Origin of the sequence: Mycolicibacterium sp. lyk4-40-TYG-92 (assembly GCF_030209435.1) — a bacterium.
GTDB lineage: Bacteria > Actinomycetota > Actinomycetes > Mycobacteriales > Mycobacteriaceae > Mycobacterium.
Genome location: NZ_JARVRX010000016.1, coordinates 39,466 through 57,120 on the forward strand (window position 1 = coordinate 39,466; position 17,655 = coordinate 57,120).

The 17,655-nt window shown below is 62.3% G+C and carries 19 protein-coding genes; 12 read left to right on the plus strand and 7 right to left on the minus strand.

Features of this window, described 5'->3' with window-relative positions:
- Positions 1 to 24 precede the first annotated feature (24 nt).
- The 7 genes from QRN63_RS22180 to QRN63_RS22210 form a co-directional block, all read right to left on the minus strand.
- Positions 25 to 1,326, minus strand: a complete 1,302-nt coding sequence (locus QRN63_RS22180) for an MCE family protein (protein WP_285032736.1) — start codon at positions 1,324 to 1,326, stop codon at positions 25 to 27.
- Positions 1,323 to 2,582, minus strand: coding sequence for an MCE family protein (locus QRN63_RS22185; protein WP_285032737.1), 1,260 nt, complete (start codon positions 2,580 to 2,582; stop codon positions 1,323 to 1,325). The genes QRN63_RS22180 and QRN63_RS22185 overlap by 4 nt, the downstream gene beginning before the upstream one ends.
- Positions 2,579 to 3,607, minus strand: a complete 1,029-nt coding sequence (locus QRN63_RS22190) for an MCE family protein (RefSeq protein WP_285032738.1) — start codon at positions 3,605 to 3,607, stop codon at positions 2,579 to 2,581. Before QRN63_RS22190 ends, QRN63_RS22185 begins: the two co-directional genes overlap by 4 nt.
- 40 nt (positions 3,608 to 3,647) lie before the next feature.
- A complete protein-coding gene (locus QRN63_RS22195) occupies positions 3,648 to 4,988 on the minus strand; it encodes an MCE family protein (RefSeq protein WP_285032739.1) in 1,341 nt (446 codons plus the stop codon).
- Positions 4,989 to 4,992: 4 nt separating this feature from the next.
- Positions 4,993 to 5,841: an ABC transporter permease gene (locus QRN63_RS22200; RefSeq protein WP_285032740.1), complete on the minus strand. Its 849-nt coding sequence runs from the start codon at positions 5,839 to 5,841 to the stop codon at positions 4,993 to 4,995.
- A complete protein-coding gene (locus QRN63_RS22205; protein WP_285032741.1) occupies positions 5,838 to 6,605 on the minus strand; it encodes an MlaE family ABC transporter permease in 768 nt (255 codons plus the stop codon). The genes QRN63_RS22200 and QRN63_RS22205 overlap by 4 nt, the downstream gene beginning before the upstream one ends.
- Before the next feature lie 236 nt (positions 6,606 to 6,841).
- Entirely contained in the window at positions 6,842 to 7,618 is a 777-nt protein-coding gene (locus QRN63_RS22210; protein WP_285032742.1) for an IclR family transcriptional regulator, read from the minus strand.
- A gap of 171 nt (positions 7,619 to 7,789) precedes the next feature.
- Between QRN63_RS22210 and QRN63_RS22215 the strand changes: the two genes are divergently transcribed.
- The 12 genes from QRN63_RS22215 to QRN63_RS22270 all read left to right on the plus strand — a co-directional run bounded on the left by QRN63_RS22215 (position 7,790) and on the right by QRN63_RS22270 (position 17,499).
- Positions 7,790 to 8,059, plus strand: coding sequence for a nickel-binding protein (locus QRN63_RS22215; RefSeq protein ID WP_285032743.1), 270 nt, complete (start codon positions 7,790 to 7,792; stop codon positions 8,057 to 8,059).
- Positions 8,060 to 8,151: 92 nt separating this feature from the next.
- Positions 8,152 to 9,075, plus strand: a complete 924-nt coding sequence (locus QRN63_RS22220) for a TAXI family TRAP transporter solute-binding subunit (protein ID WP_285032757.1) — start codon at positions 8,152 to 8,154, stop codon at positions 9,073 to 9,075.
- A gap of 50 nt (positions 9,076 to 9,125) precedes the next feature.
- Positions 9,126 to 9,461, plus strand: a complete 336-nt coding sequence (locus tag QRN63_RS22225; RefSeq protein ID WP_285032744.1) for a ferredoxin family protein — start codon at positions 9,126 to 9,128, stop codon at positions 9,459 to 9,461.
- On the plus strand, positions 9,461 to 10,639 hold the full coding sequence (locus QRN63_RS22230; protein WP_285032745.1) for an FAD-dependent monooxygenase: 1,179 nt from the start codon (positions 9,461 to 9,463) through the stop codon (positions 10,637 to 10,639). Before QRN63_RS22225 ends, QRN63_RS22230 begins: the two co-directional genes overlap by 1 nt.
- A gap of 2 nt (positions 10,640 to 10,641) precedes the next feature.
- Positions 10,642 to 11,334, plus strand: coding sequence for a class II aldolase/adducin family protein (locus tag QRN63_RS22235; RefSeq protein ID WP_285032746.1), 693 nt, complete (start codon positions 10,642 to 10,644; stop codon positions 11,332 to 11,334).
- The gene (locus QRN63_RS22240) at positions 11,331 to 12,386 is read left to right on the plus strand and encodes a cupin domain-containing protein (protein WP_285032747.1); all 1,056 of its coding nucleotides are present in this window, start codon (positions 11,331 to 11,333) and stop codon (positions 12,384 to 12,386) included. The genes QRN63_RS22235 and QRN63_RS22240 overlap by 4 nt, the downstream gene beginning before the upstream one ends.
- On the plus strand, positions 12,383 to 13,219 hold the full coding sequence (locus QRN63_RS22245; protein ID WP_285032748.1) for a fumarylacetoacetate hydrolase family protein: 837 nt from the start codon (positions 12,383 to 12,385) through the stop codon (positions 13,217 to 13,219). Before QRN63_RS22240 ends, QRN63_RS22245 begins: the two co-directional genes overlap by 4 nt.
- Positions 13,209 to 13,916: a maleylpyruvate isomerase family mycothiol-dependent enzyme gene (locus tag QRN63_RS22250; RefSeq protein WP_285032749.1), complete on the plus strand. Its 708-nt coding sequence runs from the start codon at positions 13,209 to 13,211 to the stop codon at positions 13,914 to 13,916. Before QRN63_RS22245 ends, QRN63_RS22250 begins: the two co-directional genes overlap by 11 nt.
- A gap of 30 nt (positions 13,917 to 13,946) precedes the next feature.
- A complete protein-coding gene (locus QRN63_RS22255; protein ID WP_285032750.1) occupies positions 13,947 to 14,594 on the plus strand; it encodes an MBL fold metallo-hydrolase in 648 nt (215 codons plus the stop codon).
- A gap of 17 nt (positions 14,595 to 14,611) precedes the next feature.
- Positions 14,612 to 15,664 carry a cupin domain-containing protein gene (locus QRN63_RS22260; RefSeq protein WP_285032751.1) on the plus strand — a complete coding sequence of 351 codons (1,053 nt, stop codon included), beginning with the start codon at positions 14,612 to 14,614 and terminating at the stop codon, positions 15,662 to 15,664.
- 183 nt (positions 15,665 to 15,847) lie between these two features.
- Positions 15,848 to 16,651, plus strand: a complete 804-nt coding sequence (locus tag QRN63_RS22265; RefSeq protein ID WP_285032752.1) for a fumarylacetoacetate hydrolase family protein — start codon at positions 15,848 to 15,850, stop codon at positions 16,649 to 16,651.
- Between the two features lie 56 nt (positions 16,652 to 16,707).
- Positions 16,708 to 17,499, plus strand: coding sequence for an antibiotic biosynthesis monooxygenase family protein (locus QRN63_RS22270; RefSeq protein WP_285032753.1), 792 nt, complete (start codon positions 16,708 to 16,710; stop codon positions 17,497 to 17,499).
- Positions 17,500 to 17,655 lie beyond the last annotated feature (156 nt).

Here is a 17,655-nt window from a genome sequence, read left to right on the forward strand (position 1 = left end):
CTCGGAGCGCTCGCCGGCACGCGTTCACTGTCCACCTCCGGCGGGCACCATGAGGCCGGCTAGACCCCCAGCAGGATCGGTCGGGATCGGTACCTCAGCTGGGGCGGCTGTGGGGGGCGGCGGACTCGGCGCCTCGGCGGCAGGCGGGGAGCCTGGCCGGTAGTCCGGGCGCAGCCGGTTCTCGCTGTAGGTCACCTCGTTGGGCCGCGCCTGCGCGGTGACGAACGGATCCATGCCGATAGGCAGGTTGTTGTACTGGCGGTTTTTCACGATAGGTGCGAGGTATTGGACACACAGTTTCGCCGACTGCTCATTGTTGAGTCGTGACGCCGCTTGAATTGCACCGCACAAGAACGAGATCGGGTTGGCAAAATTGTTGATCGACAGGATGCCGCTGATAGCGCCATGGGCCGGCTCGTAGATGCTGCTCACGTTGGTCATCACGTTGGGCAGCACATGCAGGGTCTGTTTGACGTCGTCCAGACTGTCGACCAACGCCTTGGTGATCGAGCCCAGTTTGTCGGTGGCAGTGCCAAGCGCTTCGCGGTTGTCTGCCACGAACCCGGTGACATCATTGATCGCGGCGTTGAGGTCGTCGACGGCTCGCGCGATGGCTCCGGGATCATTGGTCATCAAACCGGTGACCGTGGACAAGTTGTTGTTCAGTCGTTGCATCAGACCGGCGCTGTCGTGCAGCGCGGCGACCAGTATCGCGAGATTCTTCGCGGTGCCGAAGATGTCGGCACTGTGGTCACCCAGAGCCGAAACAGCTTGCGACAGCTTGATGATGGTGTCCCTGATTTGTGCACCCTGACCGCGCAGATTGTCCGCGGCAGTATCGACGAACTGCCCCATCGGGCTGACGCCGCCGGGCTGCGTCGGCTGCATACTGTCGGTCAATTTCTGCAGCTGCTGGCGGAAATCGTCGAACTCGACAGGTACAGCGGTGCGCGCTTTGGTGATCACAGCACCGTCTGCCAGCGCCGGCCCACCGGTATAGGCAGGGGTCAGCTGAATCGCCCGAGAGGTGATCAGCTTGGGGGAAAGGATTACCGCACGCACGTCGGCGGGGATCGGGTACTTCCGGTTCACCCACAAGCTGACCTTGGCCCCGTCCGGCAGCGGCTCGATCGCATCGACGGTCCCGACCTTGACGCCCAGCACGACCACGTTGTCTCCGACGAAGAGACCGTTGCTGTTATCGAACCAGGCCACGATGTGTGTCTTGCTGGTGCGCTGCGGCGGCCACTGGGATACCCCGATACCGGCGAGAACCACCAGCCCGAGAATGACCGCCGTCATCACCCACGTTCTGGTCGATCTCATTGCGGCACCCCGTTCGCGGCGGGTTGATCGGCTGCGGGCGATGTGGCCGGTGGGCCCGGCGGGGGGCCGCCTGGCGGCGGTGCGGGTAGCGGTTCGCGGTAGGGATAGCGCGGGTCGTCGGGGTTACCGGTGATCGCGTCAGGCAGCGACAGCTTCGGCTGGCCCCCTTGGCCGGTGCGCGGATACGGCACGGGCAGAGCCGGCGTTCCGGGTTGGCCGGTGGGCGGGTCTACCCGCTGCGACGGCAGCAGCGTATTCGGATCGAGACCCAGGTCAGAGAATGCTGCGTCGACGAACGGCTGCACGAACTGTCCCGGAAGTAGGTTGGCCACATACGCTTTGAAGAACGGCCCCGACGACACCGCTTCGCCTAGTGACATCGCGTACGTGTTGAGCAGCTTTAGCGATTGCTGAATGCGGTCTTTTCGTCCGTCGACGATGGCCAGGACGCCATTGAGCTTGTCCAGTGCACCGTGGAGTTGACTGCGGTTATCGGTGACGAATCCGGATACCTGCCGCGATAGTGCGGAAATGTTGCCCGAAATCTGTTCCAATGCCGCACTCTGAGTTTGTAATTGGGCCAGCAGTGCATTGGTGTTGACGATCATCCCAACGACTTGATCGCTGCGCTGAGCCAATACCGAAGTGGACTTGTTGGCGTTGAGGAGTAGGTCGCGCAGTTGCCCGTCGCGTTCATTGAGCACCTGCGAGAATCGCGCGACGCCCTCGACAGCGCGTTTGAACTGGGGTGGGGTGTCTTTGAAGGTCGAGGCGAGCATACTCAGTGATTCGTTGAGCCGATCGGTGTTCAGTGCGTTGATCGTCTGCGCGAGATCGCCTAGGGCATCGGGTAATTCGTACGTCGGTGTGGTGCGGTCGATGGTGATGGGCGCGTCGAGGTGCCCTCCCCCGCGTGGGGTGATTTGCAGGACTTTGGCTCCCAGTAGGCTTTTGGCTTTGATCGCCGCTTCGGTTCGATTCCCGAGAGGGATGTTCTTGTCGACGTAGAAGGTGATCCGCACCCGGTCTCCGTCCAGATCAACACCGGTGACGGCGCCCACCTGGAAGCCCGAAACCTGTACCGGTGCACCGGTGTCGATTCCGTTCGAATCAGCGAAGTAGGCCGAGTAGCTGGTCTTCGCCGCGGTGAAGAACGGCAGTTTGTCGTAGCCCAAGGCTCCCGCCACGATCGCCACGACGACAGCGACGCCAACGATTCCCATGATTGCTAGGCGGCGCGGGGAATGGGATGTCATCGCGGCGTACACCTCCCCGACGACTGGCCGGCGAGTTTGACATACACGGGTTGTCCGCCTTTTCCATTGACTTTCAGGAGGGCATCACACAGGTAGAAGGTAAAGAAGTCGCCGTACATGCCCTGCCTGGCGAGGACCTGGTAAGCGTCGGGCAGCGTGTTGAGGAAATCGTCGAAGTAGTCATGGTCGGCCACCACGATGGCGTTGGCGCGATCCGACTGCGCCACAGTCTCTTTGAATGACGGTCGCATCTGCGCCAACATGCTGGAAATGGATAGCGCGGCCGCGTTGCCGTGTGCGAGCGAGTCGGTGAGATCGCCTTTGTGCTCTGCGAACCGGCTCATCAATGACGAAAACGACGTGAGTGCCTTGTCGAATTGGCGGCTTTGGTCGCCCAGGGATCCCAGGACCGTGTTGAGGTTGGTGATGACCGATTTGATGAGATCGTCGCGGTCGGCGAGGGTGCTGGTGACCACCGCGGCCTGCTCCAGGAATCCACCGATCGCGGCGCCCTGGTCCTGAAACGCGGTGATCAGTTGTCCCGACAGAGCGTTGATCTGGACCGGGTCCAGCGCCCGGAACAGGGGGCGAAAGCCTCCGATGAGTGCGTCGAGGTCAAGTGCGGGTTCGGTGCGGCCGATCGGGATGGTCGAGCCGGGATTGATGCGCGCGAGCCCGGGGGTGCCCTGCAGGAGTTCGAGGTAGCGGTGCCCAACGACATCCTCGTAACGGATCGCCGCGCGGCTCCCCTGTGTCAGAGCAACACTCTTGTCTGCGGTGAAATCAGCTACCACCACCGTATCCGGGCGTATGGAAACGTGCTTCACCTTGCCGACCTCGACGCCGGCGATGCGGACGAAGTCTCCGACCTTGAGACCGCTGATGTTGCTGAATTCGGCCGAGTACTGTACCTGCGGCTCATAGCGGATCTGCGCGAAAACCATGAACAGGCCGTAGGTCGCCAACAGGCAGACGGCCGCGAAGACGGAGAAGCGCCATACCGCTCCCACCAAGTTGTCTCTCACTGCAATGGTCCTTAATCGATGCTGTCGCCGTAGTGATCTGCTATGGGGTGGGTGGTGATGACTGGACGGGAGGCGGGAGGTAGAGCGGGCTGCCGTCAGGTCCGTATTCCGGCGCGCCGTAGGGTGGCGCGCCGGGGTATGGAACGGGCCCGATCGCCGGAGCTCCGACGCCTCGAGTGCTCGGGGGCTGCGGTATGCCGCGCGTCACGGGGAGCAAGTCCGTCCACCAGGGATTGCCAACCCCGGGATTGGGCCGGATATCCAAGCCGGTGCCCCACCCGGTGTTGGTGACCAATTGCCGCACCGGGAAGTTCTTGTTGACATCGGGCAGCGATCCGCAGCCCGGCTTGCCGCCGGGTCCGCCCTTGGCGGCCACGATCGGAAGGTTGTCCGGATAGTGGTACGGGTCGCTGCCGAATAGAAAGGCATCATCCAGGACTAGCGAATATCCGTTGCCGCCAAACACCTGGTATCCGTCCTCGTCGAGAACCTTCTTGGCGCCGACCAGGGTGCAGGTGTATTCAGGCTGGTATTTCAGCAGCAGGCTCGTTGTCGGTTCCAGCACGTTGATGGCTGTGACGAGGTTGTCCTGGTTGGGGGCCAGCAGATCGATACCGGCGTTGGACACACCGATTGTGCTGAGCAGCAACGCATCTAAATCGGTGGCGTGGGTCTTGATGGTTGAACTTGTTGTGGTGAAATCTTTTACAGCGGCCACTAGGTCCGGCGCCGCGGCGCCGTAGGCGTCTGCGGCGGCTTTCGCCGAGCGCAGATCTGCTTGCACCGCGTCCATGCGGGGATTGATCTCACCAAGTACATGGTTGCTGGCTGAGGTTGCCTCGCCGATCTGTTGCCCGCGGCCTCGCACGGAGTCGGACATGGCGGTCAGGATCGCGTTGAGCTTCGGTGCGTCGATCTTATTCAGGACGTCGACCAAGTTCTGGAAGACCGTGTTGACCTCGGTGCTCACGTTACTTGATTGCACCACGGCGCCAGCCGAAATGCGTTGTGCACTAGGATTTTCCGGAACTTCAAGGTCGACGTACTTTGCGCCGAAGATCGTGGTGGATCGGATCTGTGCACTGATGTTGGCTGGGATGTGGCTGATCTGATCTGGGAAGAGTTCCAATTTCAGCCGTACTGGTTTGGTGCCCGGCTCGATTCCGGTGACATGGCCGACAAGAACGCCGCGCAGCTTGACCTTGGCGCCGGATTCCATGACCAGACCGGAGCGGTCGGCGGCCAGCGTGATTGGAATCGTGAAGTCGAGTGTGCCGGCGAACGTGGCACCGCAGTACCAGATGAAGGTGGTGATCGCGGCGATGAGCGTGGCTGCCCACCACGCCGGATGTATGCGCGAGAGACCTGTTGCTGTGCTCATGTTGTCAGCCCGACAGGTTGAAGCTGCCCGACTGCCCGTAGACAGCCAGGGAAATGAACACGGTCAGCACTCCGGCCGCAACCAGTGAACTGCGTACTGCGCGGCCGACTGCTTCGCCGACGCCGGCTGGCCCGCCGCTGGCGGTGAAGCCGTAGTACGTGTGCACCAGCATGATTACGATCGCCATCGCTACCGCAAGCATGAATGACCAGATGAGGCTCATGGGGTAAAGGAAGGTGTTGAAGTAGTGGTCGTAGACGCCGCTGGACTGGCCGTAGATCACGGTGGTGCACAACCAGGCTGAGGCGAATGCCGCTAATACGGCGACGCAATACAGAGGCATGACCACTACTAAGCCGGCGACCAGGCGTGTGGCCGCCAGATAGGAAATGGAGCGCACGCCCATGACTTCCAGTGCGTCGATTTCTTCGTTGATACGCATGGCACCGAGCTGCGCGGTGGCGCCGGCTCCGATCGTGGCTGCCAGTGCGACACCTGAGGTGAGCGGGGCAGCGAGCCTGACGTTGAAATACGCTGATGCGAAGCCGGTTAGCGCCTCGACGCCGATGTCGTTGAGCTGGTTGTACCCGATCACCGCGGCAAGGGCGCCGGTGGTGACGGTGAGGAACGCGACGATCACCACCGTGCCGCCGACGATGGCGAGTGCGCCTGTCCCCAAACCCATTTGGGCAATGAGCCGGAGCAGCTCGGAGCGATAGTTCAGTACCGCATCTGGGGTCGACATGACGGTCGTGGCGTAGAACTTGGCTTGTTCACCGATGCGATTCCACCCGGCCGCCCAGCCGCGGGCCTTCTGGGTCAGCCGAGGCAACCGTGGCGCGGCGACGGTCACAGCGTGACCTTCACGCCGACGGCGGTCGCGATGATGTTGATCGCAAAGAGCGCCACGAAGGTGTAAACGACTGTCTCGTTGACGGCGTTGCCGACGCCGGCGGCGCCGCCGCCGACCGAAACGCCCTTGTAGCAGGCGATCAGTCCGGCGGCCAGCCCGAACAGTGCGGCCTTTACCAGGGCCACTACCAAGTCAGGCATGCTGGTGAGCACCGTCATGCCGGCGACATAGGCGCCGGGTGTCACGTGCTGGACATACACCGAGAAGAAGAAGCCGCCGACCAGTCCGACCGTGATCACCCATGATGACAGCAGCACGGCGACCAGCGTCGCGGCGAGGACTCGCGGAACCACTAGGGCCTGTATGGGATTGACCCCCATGACCCGTAGCGCGTCGAGTTCTTCGCGGATGGTGCGAGCTCCGAGGTCAGCGCACATGGCGGTCGCTCCCGCGCCGGCGACAACCAGCACCGTCACGATCGGGCCAACTTGCGTGACCGTCGCGAAAGCCGCTGTCGTACCGCAGAAGTCAGCGGCGCCGAACTCCATCAACAGGATGTTGAACGTGAAGACGACGAGCACCGTGTAGGGCATCGCCAGCATCAAGGTGGGCAGCAACGAGACCCGCGCGACAAACCATGCTTGGAGGACGAATTCGCGCAGTGCGAACGGCCGCCGCGGGAGAAGTAGTACCACCTCCAACGCCAGCGCGAAGAACCCACCCAGGGCGATAGCTGGCCGCGACGCGATCGATAAAACGCTCATGCGCAACCGCTGCATTTGTCTGCAGAACTGGCGTACCAAAACTGCTCCGGCCGCCGGATCAGGAGTCGGACCAACAATTTCCTCAGCACCGATAGACGATCGACCACCAAGCAGCTCGATGTCGCACTATACGGAACAGTGATCGCTATCACGCTTCGCACTGTAGACATGACGAAGTCACACACGCAAGCGATTGCAGGAGTTGCCCGCGGAAATACGTTCGGCGGAGCGAGATGTCAGCTAAAGCGGTTGCCCAGTACCCGAGCAGCGCTGACCACCGCATCCGAGCAGGCAGTGATCCATGTGTCGTCGACCCGCGAAGCCGGCGCGGTGACGGCCAGCGCACCGCGGACCCGACCGTTCGGGTCACAGACCGCGGCCCCGACGGCGCTCACGTCGCCTTCACTCTCGGTCATGTTGGTCGCGTAGCCGCAGTGGCGAATCTCATCGAGTTGGGCGAACAGGGCGGCGCGGGTGGTGATCGTGTTGCCTGTTTGAGCTGGGAGTTGCTCGTCGGGATAGAGCGTCTGCAACTCAGCGTCCGACATCGCCGCCAGCAGGGCCTTGCCGCTGGCAGTGGTGTGCGCGGGCAGCGTCCAGCCAACGCGACTCCCCGTGCGGACCATCTGGGCACTTTCGACACTGTCGAGGTACACAAGGTTGTCGCCCCGGAGAACGCCCAGATGCACAGTCTCGTTGGTCTTTTCGGCCAACTCCACGAGAACCCCGTGCGACACCGTCCGGACATCCATGTTGCGGATCACCGACAGTCCGATATCCACAAGAGCCGGCCCCGGCGCGTACGCGCGGGACAAGTCGTCCTGCTCGACAAAGTGGTGGTGGTGCAACGTGGACAGCATCCGGTGCACGGTGGATCGCGACAGTCCCATGTCGCGGCTCACTTCGTTGACGCGGATGACCTTCTTGGTCTCAAACATCGCGAGCAGCCGCAGAACGTTGTCAACGGCGCCAATCAGGCTCGATGGTCGCTCTTCTTGTGCATCGGAGGTCATCGCGCACCGAACCTTGCGCGATGGGCGGCCTTGTGCTCGCCAGCGTGAAACCTCACGCGTGCACCGTATCCCATCTGGTTACCCAGCCCGGTGATTGCTTGCAATGTGACGACGGTCATGGCAGCATCAGACGGGACACTGTCCCGCATAGCGACACTGAAAGGTCTCTGGATGTCACTCTTCCTCAGCACGCATCAAGCCCCCGGCCTGTCCGAAGAGGAGATCGCTGGGTACGCCCCAGAGGTCGCCAAGAACGTGCACGCCACGTTCAAACACCTCTACGCGAACACTGACAGTGGCGCGATCTTCACGCTGTACGAGGCCGAGACCGCTGATGCATTGCGCCAGGAATTCGAGCGGGTCGGTTTCCCGTACGACGAGATCCACGAGATCGATGCGGCAGTCGACGGCGCTGCCGTGGCGGCGATGGCGAACCAGTGACGACTACGGCAGTCAGCGTGTCCAGCGACGGCGAAGTCCGTCTCGATCGCCCGATCGAGTTGGCCTTCCGAGGTGACTGGGGCCAGGCCAATATGACGCGCATATGCGGTTGGTTGGCCCAGGAAGTCGGTGACCGGGTACCGGCCGGGTCCCGTTTCGCCATCTGGTCGGGTCGGGGTGGTACGGATCAGGCGGCGGCTCTCGCTGCTCGCGAGGTCGATGTAGCGGTGATGACGCCCGCCGCGGCGGTGCCGCTGGTCCGTTCCGGAGAGATTGCCGAAGACGCCGCGCCACAACCGTTCTTGCGCGCACTAGGCCGTATCGGCCACCGGGACCGTCTGGTCATCGTCGTGGACGCCGCCCTTCCGGTACATAACGTGGCTGATCTGATGGCGGTGGCCGATCAGTTGGTGATCGCAACGTGCCCGGATGACGGCGTCAATGGTGTCGGTTTCGCCGCCCATACCGCGCTGCGCTTGGCCGGTGCCGACCCGGACGCTCTGGTCGCCGCGGGGGCGACGTTCGACTATGACGAACGCCCGTTCCCAGGTTTGCAACACTTCGCCGAAGGTACGGCGAACGTGTTGGTACAAGAGGCGATCATGACACCGGGTTGGCAGCGCATCGCGCAGAAGCGGCCCGTGCGCTACCTCGACTGGGACGCAGCGGTTTTCGCCGGCTTCGCTGAGCACGGTTGGCAGGAACGCTCGGTGCCGGCCGGTTACCTGCCTGGTCTTGAGCACGATCTGCGCGCCCTCGATTTCGCGGACTTTCTGCTGGTCTGTCGCGACGATCTCGATGACGACGTGGCGTACCTGATCACTTGGTGCATGATCCGTACACGCCAGGCGCTGGAAGCGCAGTACGCCATGCTCCCGCCCGAGCGCTCCCCATTGGTATCGCCGATAGATCCGATCGAGATGGCGAACACGCCAATTCCGTTGCACTCGGCCGCTGAACGCGCATACAAGGATGTCGGCGCATCTGCCAGCGCGCCTTCCGCGATGTGGGGCTAGGGCAACGCGGGCACCGCCATCATCGGGGCCCGCACAGTTAGGAGTGACCCGTGACTTATGTAATCAACGACGCTTGCATCGGCGAGATGGACGGCTCGTGCGTGGAGGTCTGCCCGGTCGACTGCATTTACGAGGGGCTGACCAAGCGGTACATCCATCCCCGCGAATGCGTGGAATGCGGTGCGTGCCTGTCGACTTGCCCGGTCGACGCCATTCTGACGCCAGACGAATTCAACGATGCGCCGGATGTGTTCGAAGACAACGCGCGATTCTTCGATGAGCCACTGCCCGGACGCGAACAGCCGCTAGGAGACCCCGGCGGCGCCACCCCCCTCGGCCCAATCGGTGTCGACACGCCCCGTGTGGGCCCGAGAAAGGACAAATGATGCGGATCCCCCTACTCATTGTGGGAGGCGGTATCGGCGGCATGTCGGCTGCCGTCGCACTCGCACACGCCGGTTTCGCCGTTCACGTGGTCGAACAGGCCTCGGAATTCAGCGAGATCGGGGCTGGAATCCAATTGGCCCCCAACGCGATGCGAATTCTCGACGGTCTCGGATTGCTTTCGGAGATCAACAAGATCGCCGTACAGCCGAGTTCTCTGATCTTCCACGACATCGACACCGGTGCGAAGCTGACGACCGTGGACATGGGTGAGCCGTTCATTCAGCGCTACGGATACCCCTACACCGTCCTGCACCGTGGCGATCTGCTCGAGGTACTGCTGGCTGCCTGCCGCGCCAATGACCGAATCACCTTGGAACCAAACAAGGCTATGACGGACATCAGCGATCAAGGTGACTGGGCACGCGTCGAATTCGCCGACGGAACGTCCTACGAGTGTGACGCCGTCGTGGGTGCTGACGGACTATGGTCGAAAACCCGTCGTCTGGTATCAGACGATCAGCCTGTCTGTTCGTCCTACGTTGCCTACCGTGGTGCGGTTCCGATCGCCGATCTACCAGTGCGGCACGACGACGATGCCGAGATCATCTGGATCGGGCCGGACCGGCACCTGGTTCAGTACCCGATTCGCGGCGGCGAGCTCTACAACCAGGTCGCGGTTTTCCACAGTCACCGATACCGGCCAGGCATGGAGAACGACACCGACTGGGGCACGCCAGACGAGCTCGACGAGCATTTTGGAGTGGCGTGCGAACAGGTGCGCGCGTCGGTGACCTTGTTCAAGCGGGAACGGCGCTGGCCAATGTTTGACCGTGAGCCGATCGACAATTGGACCACTGGACGCATCACCTTGCTCGGCGACGCCGCGCACCCCATGCTGCAGTATTTGGCCCAAGGCGCTTGCCAGGCGATCGAGGATGCCGGTTGCCTGGCCGAGTACATGGTCAAGCACGACGGCGATATTGTCGAAGCCTTCGCCTCCTATCAGCAGGACCGGCTACCGCGAACAGCAGAGGTCCAAACCATCGCGCGGGCATGGGGCGAAATCTGGCACGCGTCCGACGCGATCGTGCCCGCATTGCGCAACCGGGTCTTGGCGCGCAGCTCCGACGAGAACTACGCCGATCTCGACTGGCTCTACCAAGCAAAGGTGTTGTGACGGTGGCAGATCCGATTGCCCAGGTAATCGACGCTAGTGCCGCCTTGGCCGTGGCCGGCCTCACCGACATGGTGTGGGGCCACGCCTCGGTGCGCGACCCCGACGACAACGGCGTATGGATGAAGGCCTCTGGCTGGGGATTCGAGGAGATCACCGCTGACCGGGTCGCCCTGGTAACGCCACTCGGAGAGGTGGCTGGCGGATCGGGACCGCGTCACCTCGAATACCCGATACACACCGAGATCATGGCGGCACGCGATGACGTCCAGTCCGTGGTCCACACTCACGCACCGGCATTGAGCGCATTCGCCTCGCTCAATACCGCGCTACGGCCAATCTCCCACGACGCGGTGGCATTCGAGGCAGACCTGCCACGATTCAGCGTCACGGGAGCGCTGATCGCTACGCGTGAACTAGGCCAGGCTCTAGCGGCCGAGTTGGGCAGCGCACCGGCGATCCTGATGCCGAACCACGGTGCCGTGACAGTGGGACCCGATCCAGCAACCGCGGTCATGTACGCGGTTCTGCTGGAGCGGGCGTGCCGCACCCAACTGATGGCCATGGCCGCCGGCGGCCCGCTGAGCTGGTCGGACCCCGCAGAGTCCGCGTTCAAGAACGAACAGATCTGGAATCCCGTTCAGCTCAATGCCGGTTACCAGTATCTGGTTCGCGCGAGTGAGAGGCAGTACCGATGACAACGGCCACCGAATCAGAGGCACAGCTGTACGCGGACTTCGCGGAGAACCACCTCATTCCGCTGTGGACGGCACGAGGCGATCTGATGCCGTCGGTACCCAATCCGGCTGCAATTCCGTACATCTGGCACTGGACCGATCTGTATCCGCTGGCGCAGCAGGCAGGTGACCTCATCCCCGTCGGCCGCGGCGGCGAGCGCCGTGCCATCGCGATCGCGAACCCGGGGCTGTCCCCGATGCCGTACGCGACGCCCACCATGTGGGCGGCAATCCAGTACCTGGGGCCCGGCGAAACAGCGCCGTCGCATCGGCACAGCCAGAACGCTTTTCGCTTCGTCTTGGAGGGCGAAGGGGTCTGGACGGTCGTCGACGGCGATCCGGTAGCGATGCGTCGCGGTGATCTGTTGCTCACCGCCGGTTGGCAATTCCACGGCCACCACAACCCAAACCCGGCACCGATGGCATGGCTCGATGGACTCGACATCCCGTTCAGCTCTCAGATCGACGCAGGCTTCTTCGAATTCGGCACCGACGGCGTCGAAGATCGAAGCACCCCAGAGACGTCGCGCTCTGAACGACTATGGGGCCACCCGGGGCTGCTGCCCGTATCAGCCGTCGGAAGTCCGGCGGAGCATTCTCCGCTGGCGGCCTACCGATGGGAAGACACCGACGCAGCGCTGCGGGCCCAGCTCGAATTGCAGGCCGAAGGATTTCCCGGGGTTGTCAGCCCCGGACACGCAGCCGTCAGATTCAGCAATCCTGTTACCGGTGGCGACGCCCTACCGACCATCCGTACCGAGATGCACCGAATCGCTTCCGGTGCAGCGACATTGACAACCCAAGAAGCCGGTTCCAGCGTCTGGCAAGTATTCGATGGCACGGGTTCGGTCAACCTCGGCGACGAGCGGCGCGACGTGGTGCGCGGCGACCTCATCGCCGTACCTTCTTGGTGCGCAAACACATTCACAGCGGAGACCGAGATGACACTGTTCCGCATGAGCGACGCCCCAATCTTCGAACGCCTTCATCTCGATAGGAGAATCACCCAGTGAAACTGGCGACCATCCGCCTGGCTGCCGGCACTGCAGCTGTCCGCGTTGACGAGAACGCAGCCGTGGAAACCGGCTTCGGTGATGTCGGCGACCTCCTCAAGCAACCCGACTGGCACGCCGTCGCCGCGGCGGCCGACGGTGCCCGGCACTCTGTTGACGGGCTGAACTTCGCCCCGGTGGTCCCGAGGCCCTCCAAGGTCATCTGCGTGGGCCTCAACTATCGGTCCCACATCCTGGAAATGGGCCGGGAATTACCGCAATTCCCAACACTGTTCGCCAAATACGAAGACGCCCTGATCGGCGCCAACGACAACATCATCCTGCCAAGCGCATCGAACGCGGTGGATTGGGAAGCCGAGCTTGCCGTCGTGGTCGGCGCACCGGTACGGCATGCCGACCGGGTGACCGCGCTGGACGCGATTGCCGGCTATAGCGTTCTCAACGACGTCACTGCACGGGATTGGCAATATCGCACGGTAGAGTGGTTGCAGGGGAAGAACTTCGACTCCACCACCCCCATGGGGCCGTACTTGGTAACCGCCGACGCATTCGATATCGGCGCGGCCAGAATTGAAGGGCGCGTCGGTGAAGAGATCGTGCAATCGGCCGAGATCAGCGATCTGGTCTTCGATCCCGCTGACCTGGTGTCGTATATCTCGACGATCTTCACATTGCGCCCCGGCGATGTCATCGCGACTGGCACCCCCGGCGGCGTCGGCCACGCCCGTGACCCCAAGCGGTACCTGAATCCCGGTGCAACACTGACCACGACCATCACCGGGCTTGGCCAATGCCAGAACATCTGCCGACCGGAGTTCGCCGATGCGTCCTGACCGCACGGTCGTCGAGTCCTGGCTGCAGACCGAGACCGCGCGCCTGCTTGTCACTGTCGACTCTCTGTGGGACGACGACCTGAGCAAGGACAGCGCGCTGCCGGGATGGTCGCTCGGTCATCTTCTATCCCACCTTGCCCGCAATGCCGATGCGTTGGGCAATCTCTTGCTCTGGGCCCGCACGGGCGTCGAAACACCCATGTATTCATCCGGCGAACAACGCACTACAGACATCAACGTTGGCGCGAGGCGGCTGGCTGCTGAAATCATCAGCGATGTCGTGGATAGCGCCGACCGATTGCAGGCCAACTCAGATAAGCTCACCGCGCAAGACTGGGAAAGTCCTGTCCGAACCGCTCAGGGCAGGACGATCCCTGCATCCCTCGTACCGTGGCTTCGGTTGCGCGAGGTCTTGATTCATCACATCGATCTCGGTGCATCAGTCGACGACGTGCCGCCGCTGGTGGCTGCTGCGCTGTTGGACGACGTAGCGGCCTGGACCAGCAAGCAGCCGGAATGGCCTTCGTTACGCCTAGGGACGGTCGACACGGCGCAGTTCGTCACAACCGGGGCGGAGGACGTCACCAATACGGTCAGCGGCACTGCCGCTCAGCTCGTCGCGTGGCTGATCGGCCGATCCGCCGGCGAGCACCTCAGTAGCGACCAGCCGTTGCCGATCCTCCCCCCTTGGCTTTGACCACCCCACCCAACGCACAGGAGCTTTCAGTTGAAGATCACCCATTTCGGGCACGCATGTGTCCAGCTGGAATTCGAAACACCCGATCCGACCCGCATTTTGATCGACCCGGGCACTTACTCCCAGGGCTTCGATACCGGTGGTGATATTGAAGGGCTGCTGTTTACTCATGCTCATCCCGACCACATCGACATGGACCGGGTACCGGCTCTTGCCAAAGCCAACCCGACCGTACAGGTGATCGCGGATATAGGCTGTGCTGCAATACTTTCCGATCACGGAATCACCCATCACGTGGCTATCGACGGCAGTACGTCGACTGTTGGCGCGATCCGTATCGATGCCCTAGCCGGTGACCACGCAACCATTCACTGCGACATGCCGAATCTCACCAACAACGGTTACGTGATTGACGAACGCGTTCTGCACCCCGGAGATGCCTTCATCAAGCCCTCGGGATCTGTGGAGGTGCTGCTGCTTCCGGTCGGCGGCCCATGGATGAAGGTCGGCGAAGCGATCGACTACCTGCGAGCGGTCAATCCACGCATTGTGATCCCCATCCACCAGGCTGGCCTCGCTCCCGTACACCAGAACCTGCACTACTCGCTGCTGCGCAACCTAGGTCCGGCGAACTGTGAGGTCGTCGTACTTGAGCAGGGCGTGGCGACCACCATCTGAACGACGAAAGACCTGTCATGACAACGCGGTACAACTCGGCGAACGGCGCAATCGACGATCTCTACGGGGACTTGGCCGCAGCACAGTTGCAGCCTCTATGGGAGATGCGAGGACTACTGACCACCACGCCGTGTCCCCGGACGATTCCCTTTCGGTGGCGGGCATCGGAGATGTACAAGCTAGCAGCAAGGTCCGGCGAGCTGATTCCCATCAATGAGGGCGGCGACCGTCGGGTACTCGCGATGTCGAACCCGGGATTAGATGGGGCGCCGTATATTTCCAATACTCTGTGGGCCGCGGTTCAGTACCTGTTGCCAGGGGAAACCGCACCGCCGCACCGGCACTCCCCCGCTGCATTGCGCTTCATTCTTGACGGCGACGGCGTTTCGACGACGGTCGACGGCGACTCGATCCCGATGGCCCGGGGAGATCTTGTCCTCACACCCGCCTGGACATGGCATGGGCACCACAACTTCGGTATGAGTTCCATGATGTGGCTCGACATCCTCGACCTACCAGTGGTGGAGGCGCTCGAAGCGATCTTCTTCGAGCCCGGTCGATCAGAACGACCACCGTGGAGCAGATCACCGTCGGTTGCTGAGCAACGCTACGGACAAGGCCCCGGACTGGTGCCCTCTGGACAGCACGCCGCTGACAACGGTTCCGCACACTCACCGTTGACCGTGTATCGATGGGGTGACACCGATCGCGGGCTGTATGCACTACTTAATCTCCACCGTTCGACAGCAGCGACTGTGCGCTACACCGATCCCACGAGCGGCGGAGACGTCATGCCGACGCTACGGTGCGAGATGACGCGCATCCTTCCTGGGGCGTCGAGCGAACCGGCACGTCAGACCGGTGCCCAGGTCTTTGGCGTTCTCAACGGTTCAGGCCACGTAGACGTCGAAGACCAGACATTCAGCCTGGAAAGCGGTGACATCTTTGTGGTGCCCTCGTGGAGCACCTACCTCATTCACGCCGACGCTCAGCTCGACGTGTTCGTTTGCAGCGATGCGCCTGTGCTGCAGGCACTTTCGCTCTTCCGGCAAGAAATTCTGGAGTACTGATGTCCGCGTCGCCGATCATGTCCGGCCTCACTCTGCGGTCGTTGTCCGTTTAGGAGTAGAGCCATGAAACTAGTTAGCTTCCGCCACCCGATTTCCGGCTCGTCCGTCGGATTGAGGACATCCGACTCACATCTCCTGGACCTTCGCCCGCTGTTCGCGGGTATCGGTTCGGGCCAAAGCCCCATGCGTCGCCTGCTCCAGGCGTTCGACGGTGTACTGGACTTTTCTGCATCTGACCTCAAGGGTCTGCAAAGCGTATCGATGGACGATGTCGGCATCGAACCGATTGTTCCAGACCCGACCAAAGTCGTTGCCGCTCCGGTTAACTACCGCGACCACCAGCAGGAAATGAACGAGGACTACGGCATCGAAGCACTCGGTGTCTTTCTGAAAGCACCTTCGTCGGTCCTTCGGCACGGCGGCACAGTGGTACTCCCTTACACCGACCGTAGGTTCGACCAGGAAGGCGAACTGGCGCTGGTCATCGGGCGCACAGCACGATTCGTCGATGTCGCTGACGCTCTCACATACGTCGCAGGCTATACGTGCTGTTTGGACATGACGATGCGCGGCGGCGAAGATCGTTCCACGCGTAAGTCATTCGAGACGTTCACTCCCGTGGGACCGCAACTGGTCACCCCTAGCGAAGTCGGCGAACTGTCGCAGCTGCGGCTGCGCACCACAGTCAACGGCACGCTGCGTCAGGACGCCGACATCGCCGACCTCATTTGGGGTATACCCGAACTCTTGAGTTATGCCTCGTCCGTGATGACGCTGCACCCGGGCGACATCATCACCACTGGCACACCGGCCGGCATCGGCCAGATCGCCGACGGTGACACCGTGAGTGTCGAGATTGACCGAATCGGTGTGCTATCTGTCTCGGTCAGCTCAGCAGGAGCCGTCAGCTGCCCTACCCTTGGCGCTCGGCGTGGTCCGGTGCCCCCGCCGGAGGTCACCCCGGTTCGCCCTCGTACGTCGGCCTAGCCGCGGTACTCGACTAATCCCAATTACCCTGCGCCTCAACAAAGAGACGGACGTCCATGATCACTCTAGAAAATCTCGATCCAAACTCCCCTTTCTTCGCGCAAATCCAGGATCAGGGAACCGATCCGGTCACCATCATCAACACCTTCCTTGCACCGTGTGGCCAGGCGGATAAAGTCATGGAAATCTGGCGCCACGACGCCGAACTCATGATGTCCAAGGGGTGTATTTCCGCGCAGCTGCATCGAGGAACGGCCCCGGGCAGCCGGGTCATGACAAACGTGGCCGTGTGGGAGTCCACAGCTGCATTGCGCGACGCCGTCCTTAGTCCCGAATTTCAGCGTCAGCTACTGACATACCCCGACGGCACGGTGGCCTACCCGCATCTGGTACGACCCATCGCGGTAAGGGGAATCTGCATCGGGAATCGCTGGAATTCAACCCATCCGCAATCTGCCCCAAGCAGGGCCCCCAACCCCCAGCTGAATTTCCGCTACCTAGATCCGGACCTGCAGCTTGCGGAGCAGTTGGCACAGACCGAGGGGCCGTTCACGCTGCTAGATATGTTGATCGCACCCAACGGAGAAGCCGATGAAGCGATCGTCGGCTGGCGACAGCACGCGCTGTATATGAAGGCGCGGCGTGGTTTCATCTCCGGGCAGCTTTACCGCGGCATCGGCAGCAGCAACGTCCTGATCAACCTTGCTGTCTGGGAGTCGGCTCAGGCACTTCATGAGGCGGTGACAGCTCCCGAATTCGCCGCACTCTCGGCCAATTATCCCGTCGACAGCGTATGCATGCGGGAAGCTATGCGCCGTACCGCAATTCCGGGTATTTGCGTGGCGTGAGCAAGGAGTGAAACCACCCGCCGATCGATCAACGCAACCCGAATCGATAGCATGACAACCGATCTCGCCAACCACGACACAACGCTCCTGTGCTTCCCGCAGGGCGAGATCGATCTGAAGATCGTGAATGCCACCGAGGGTTCGGACGGCATCGAG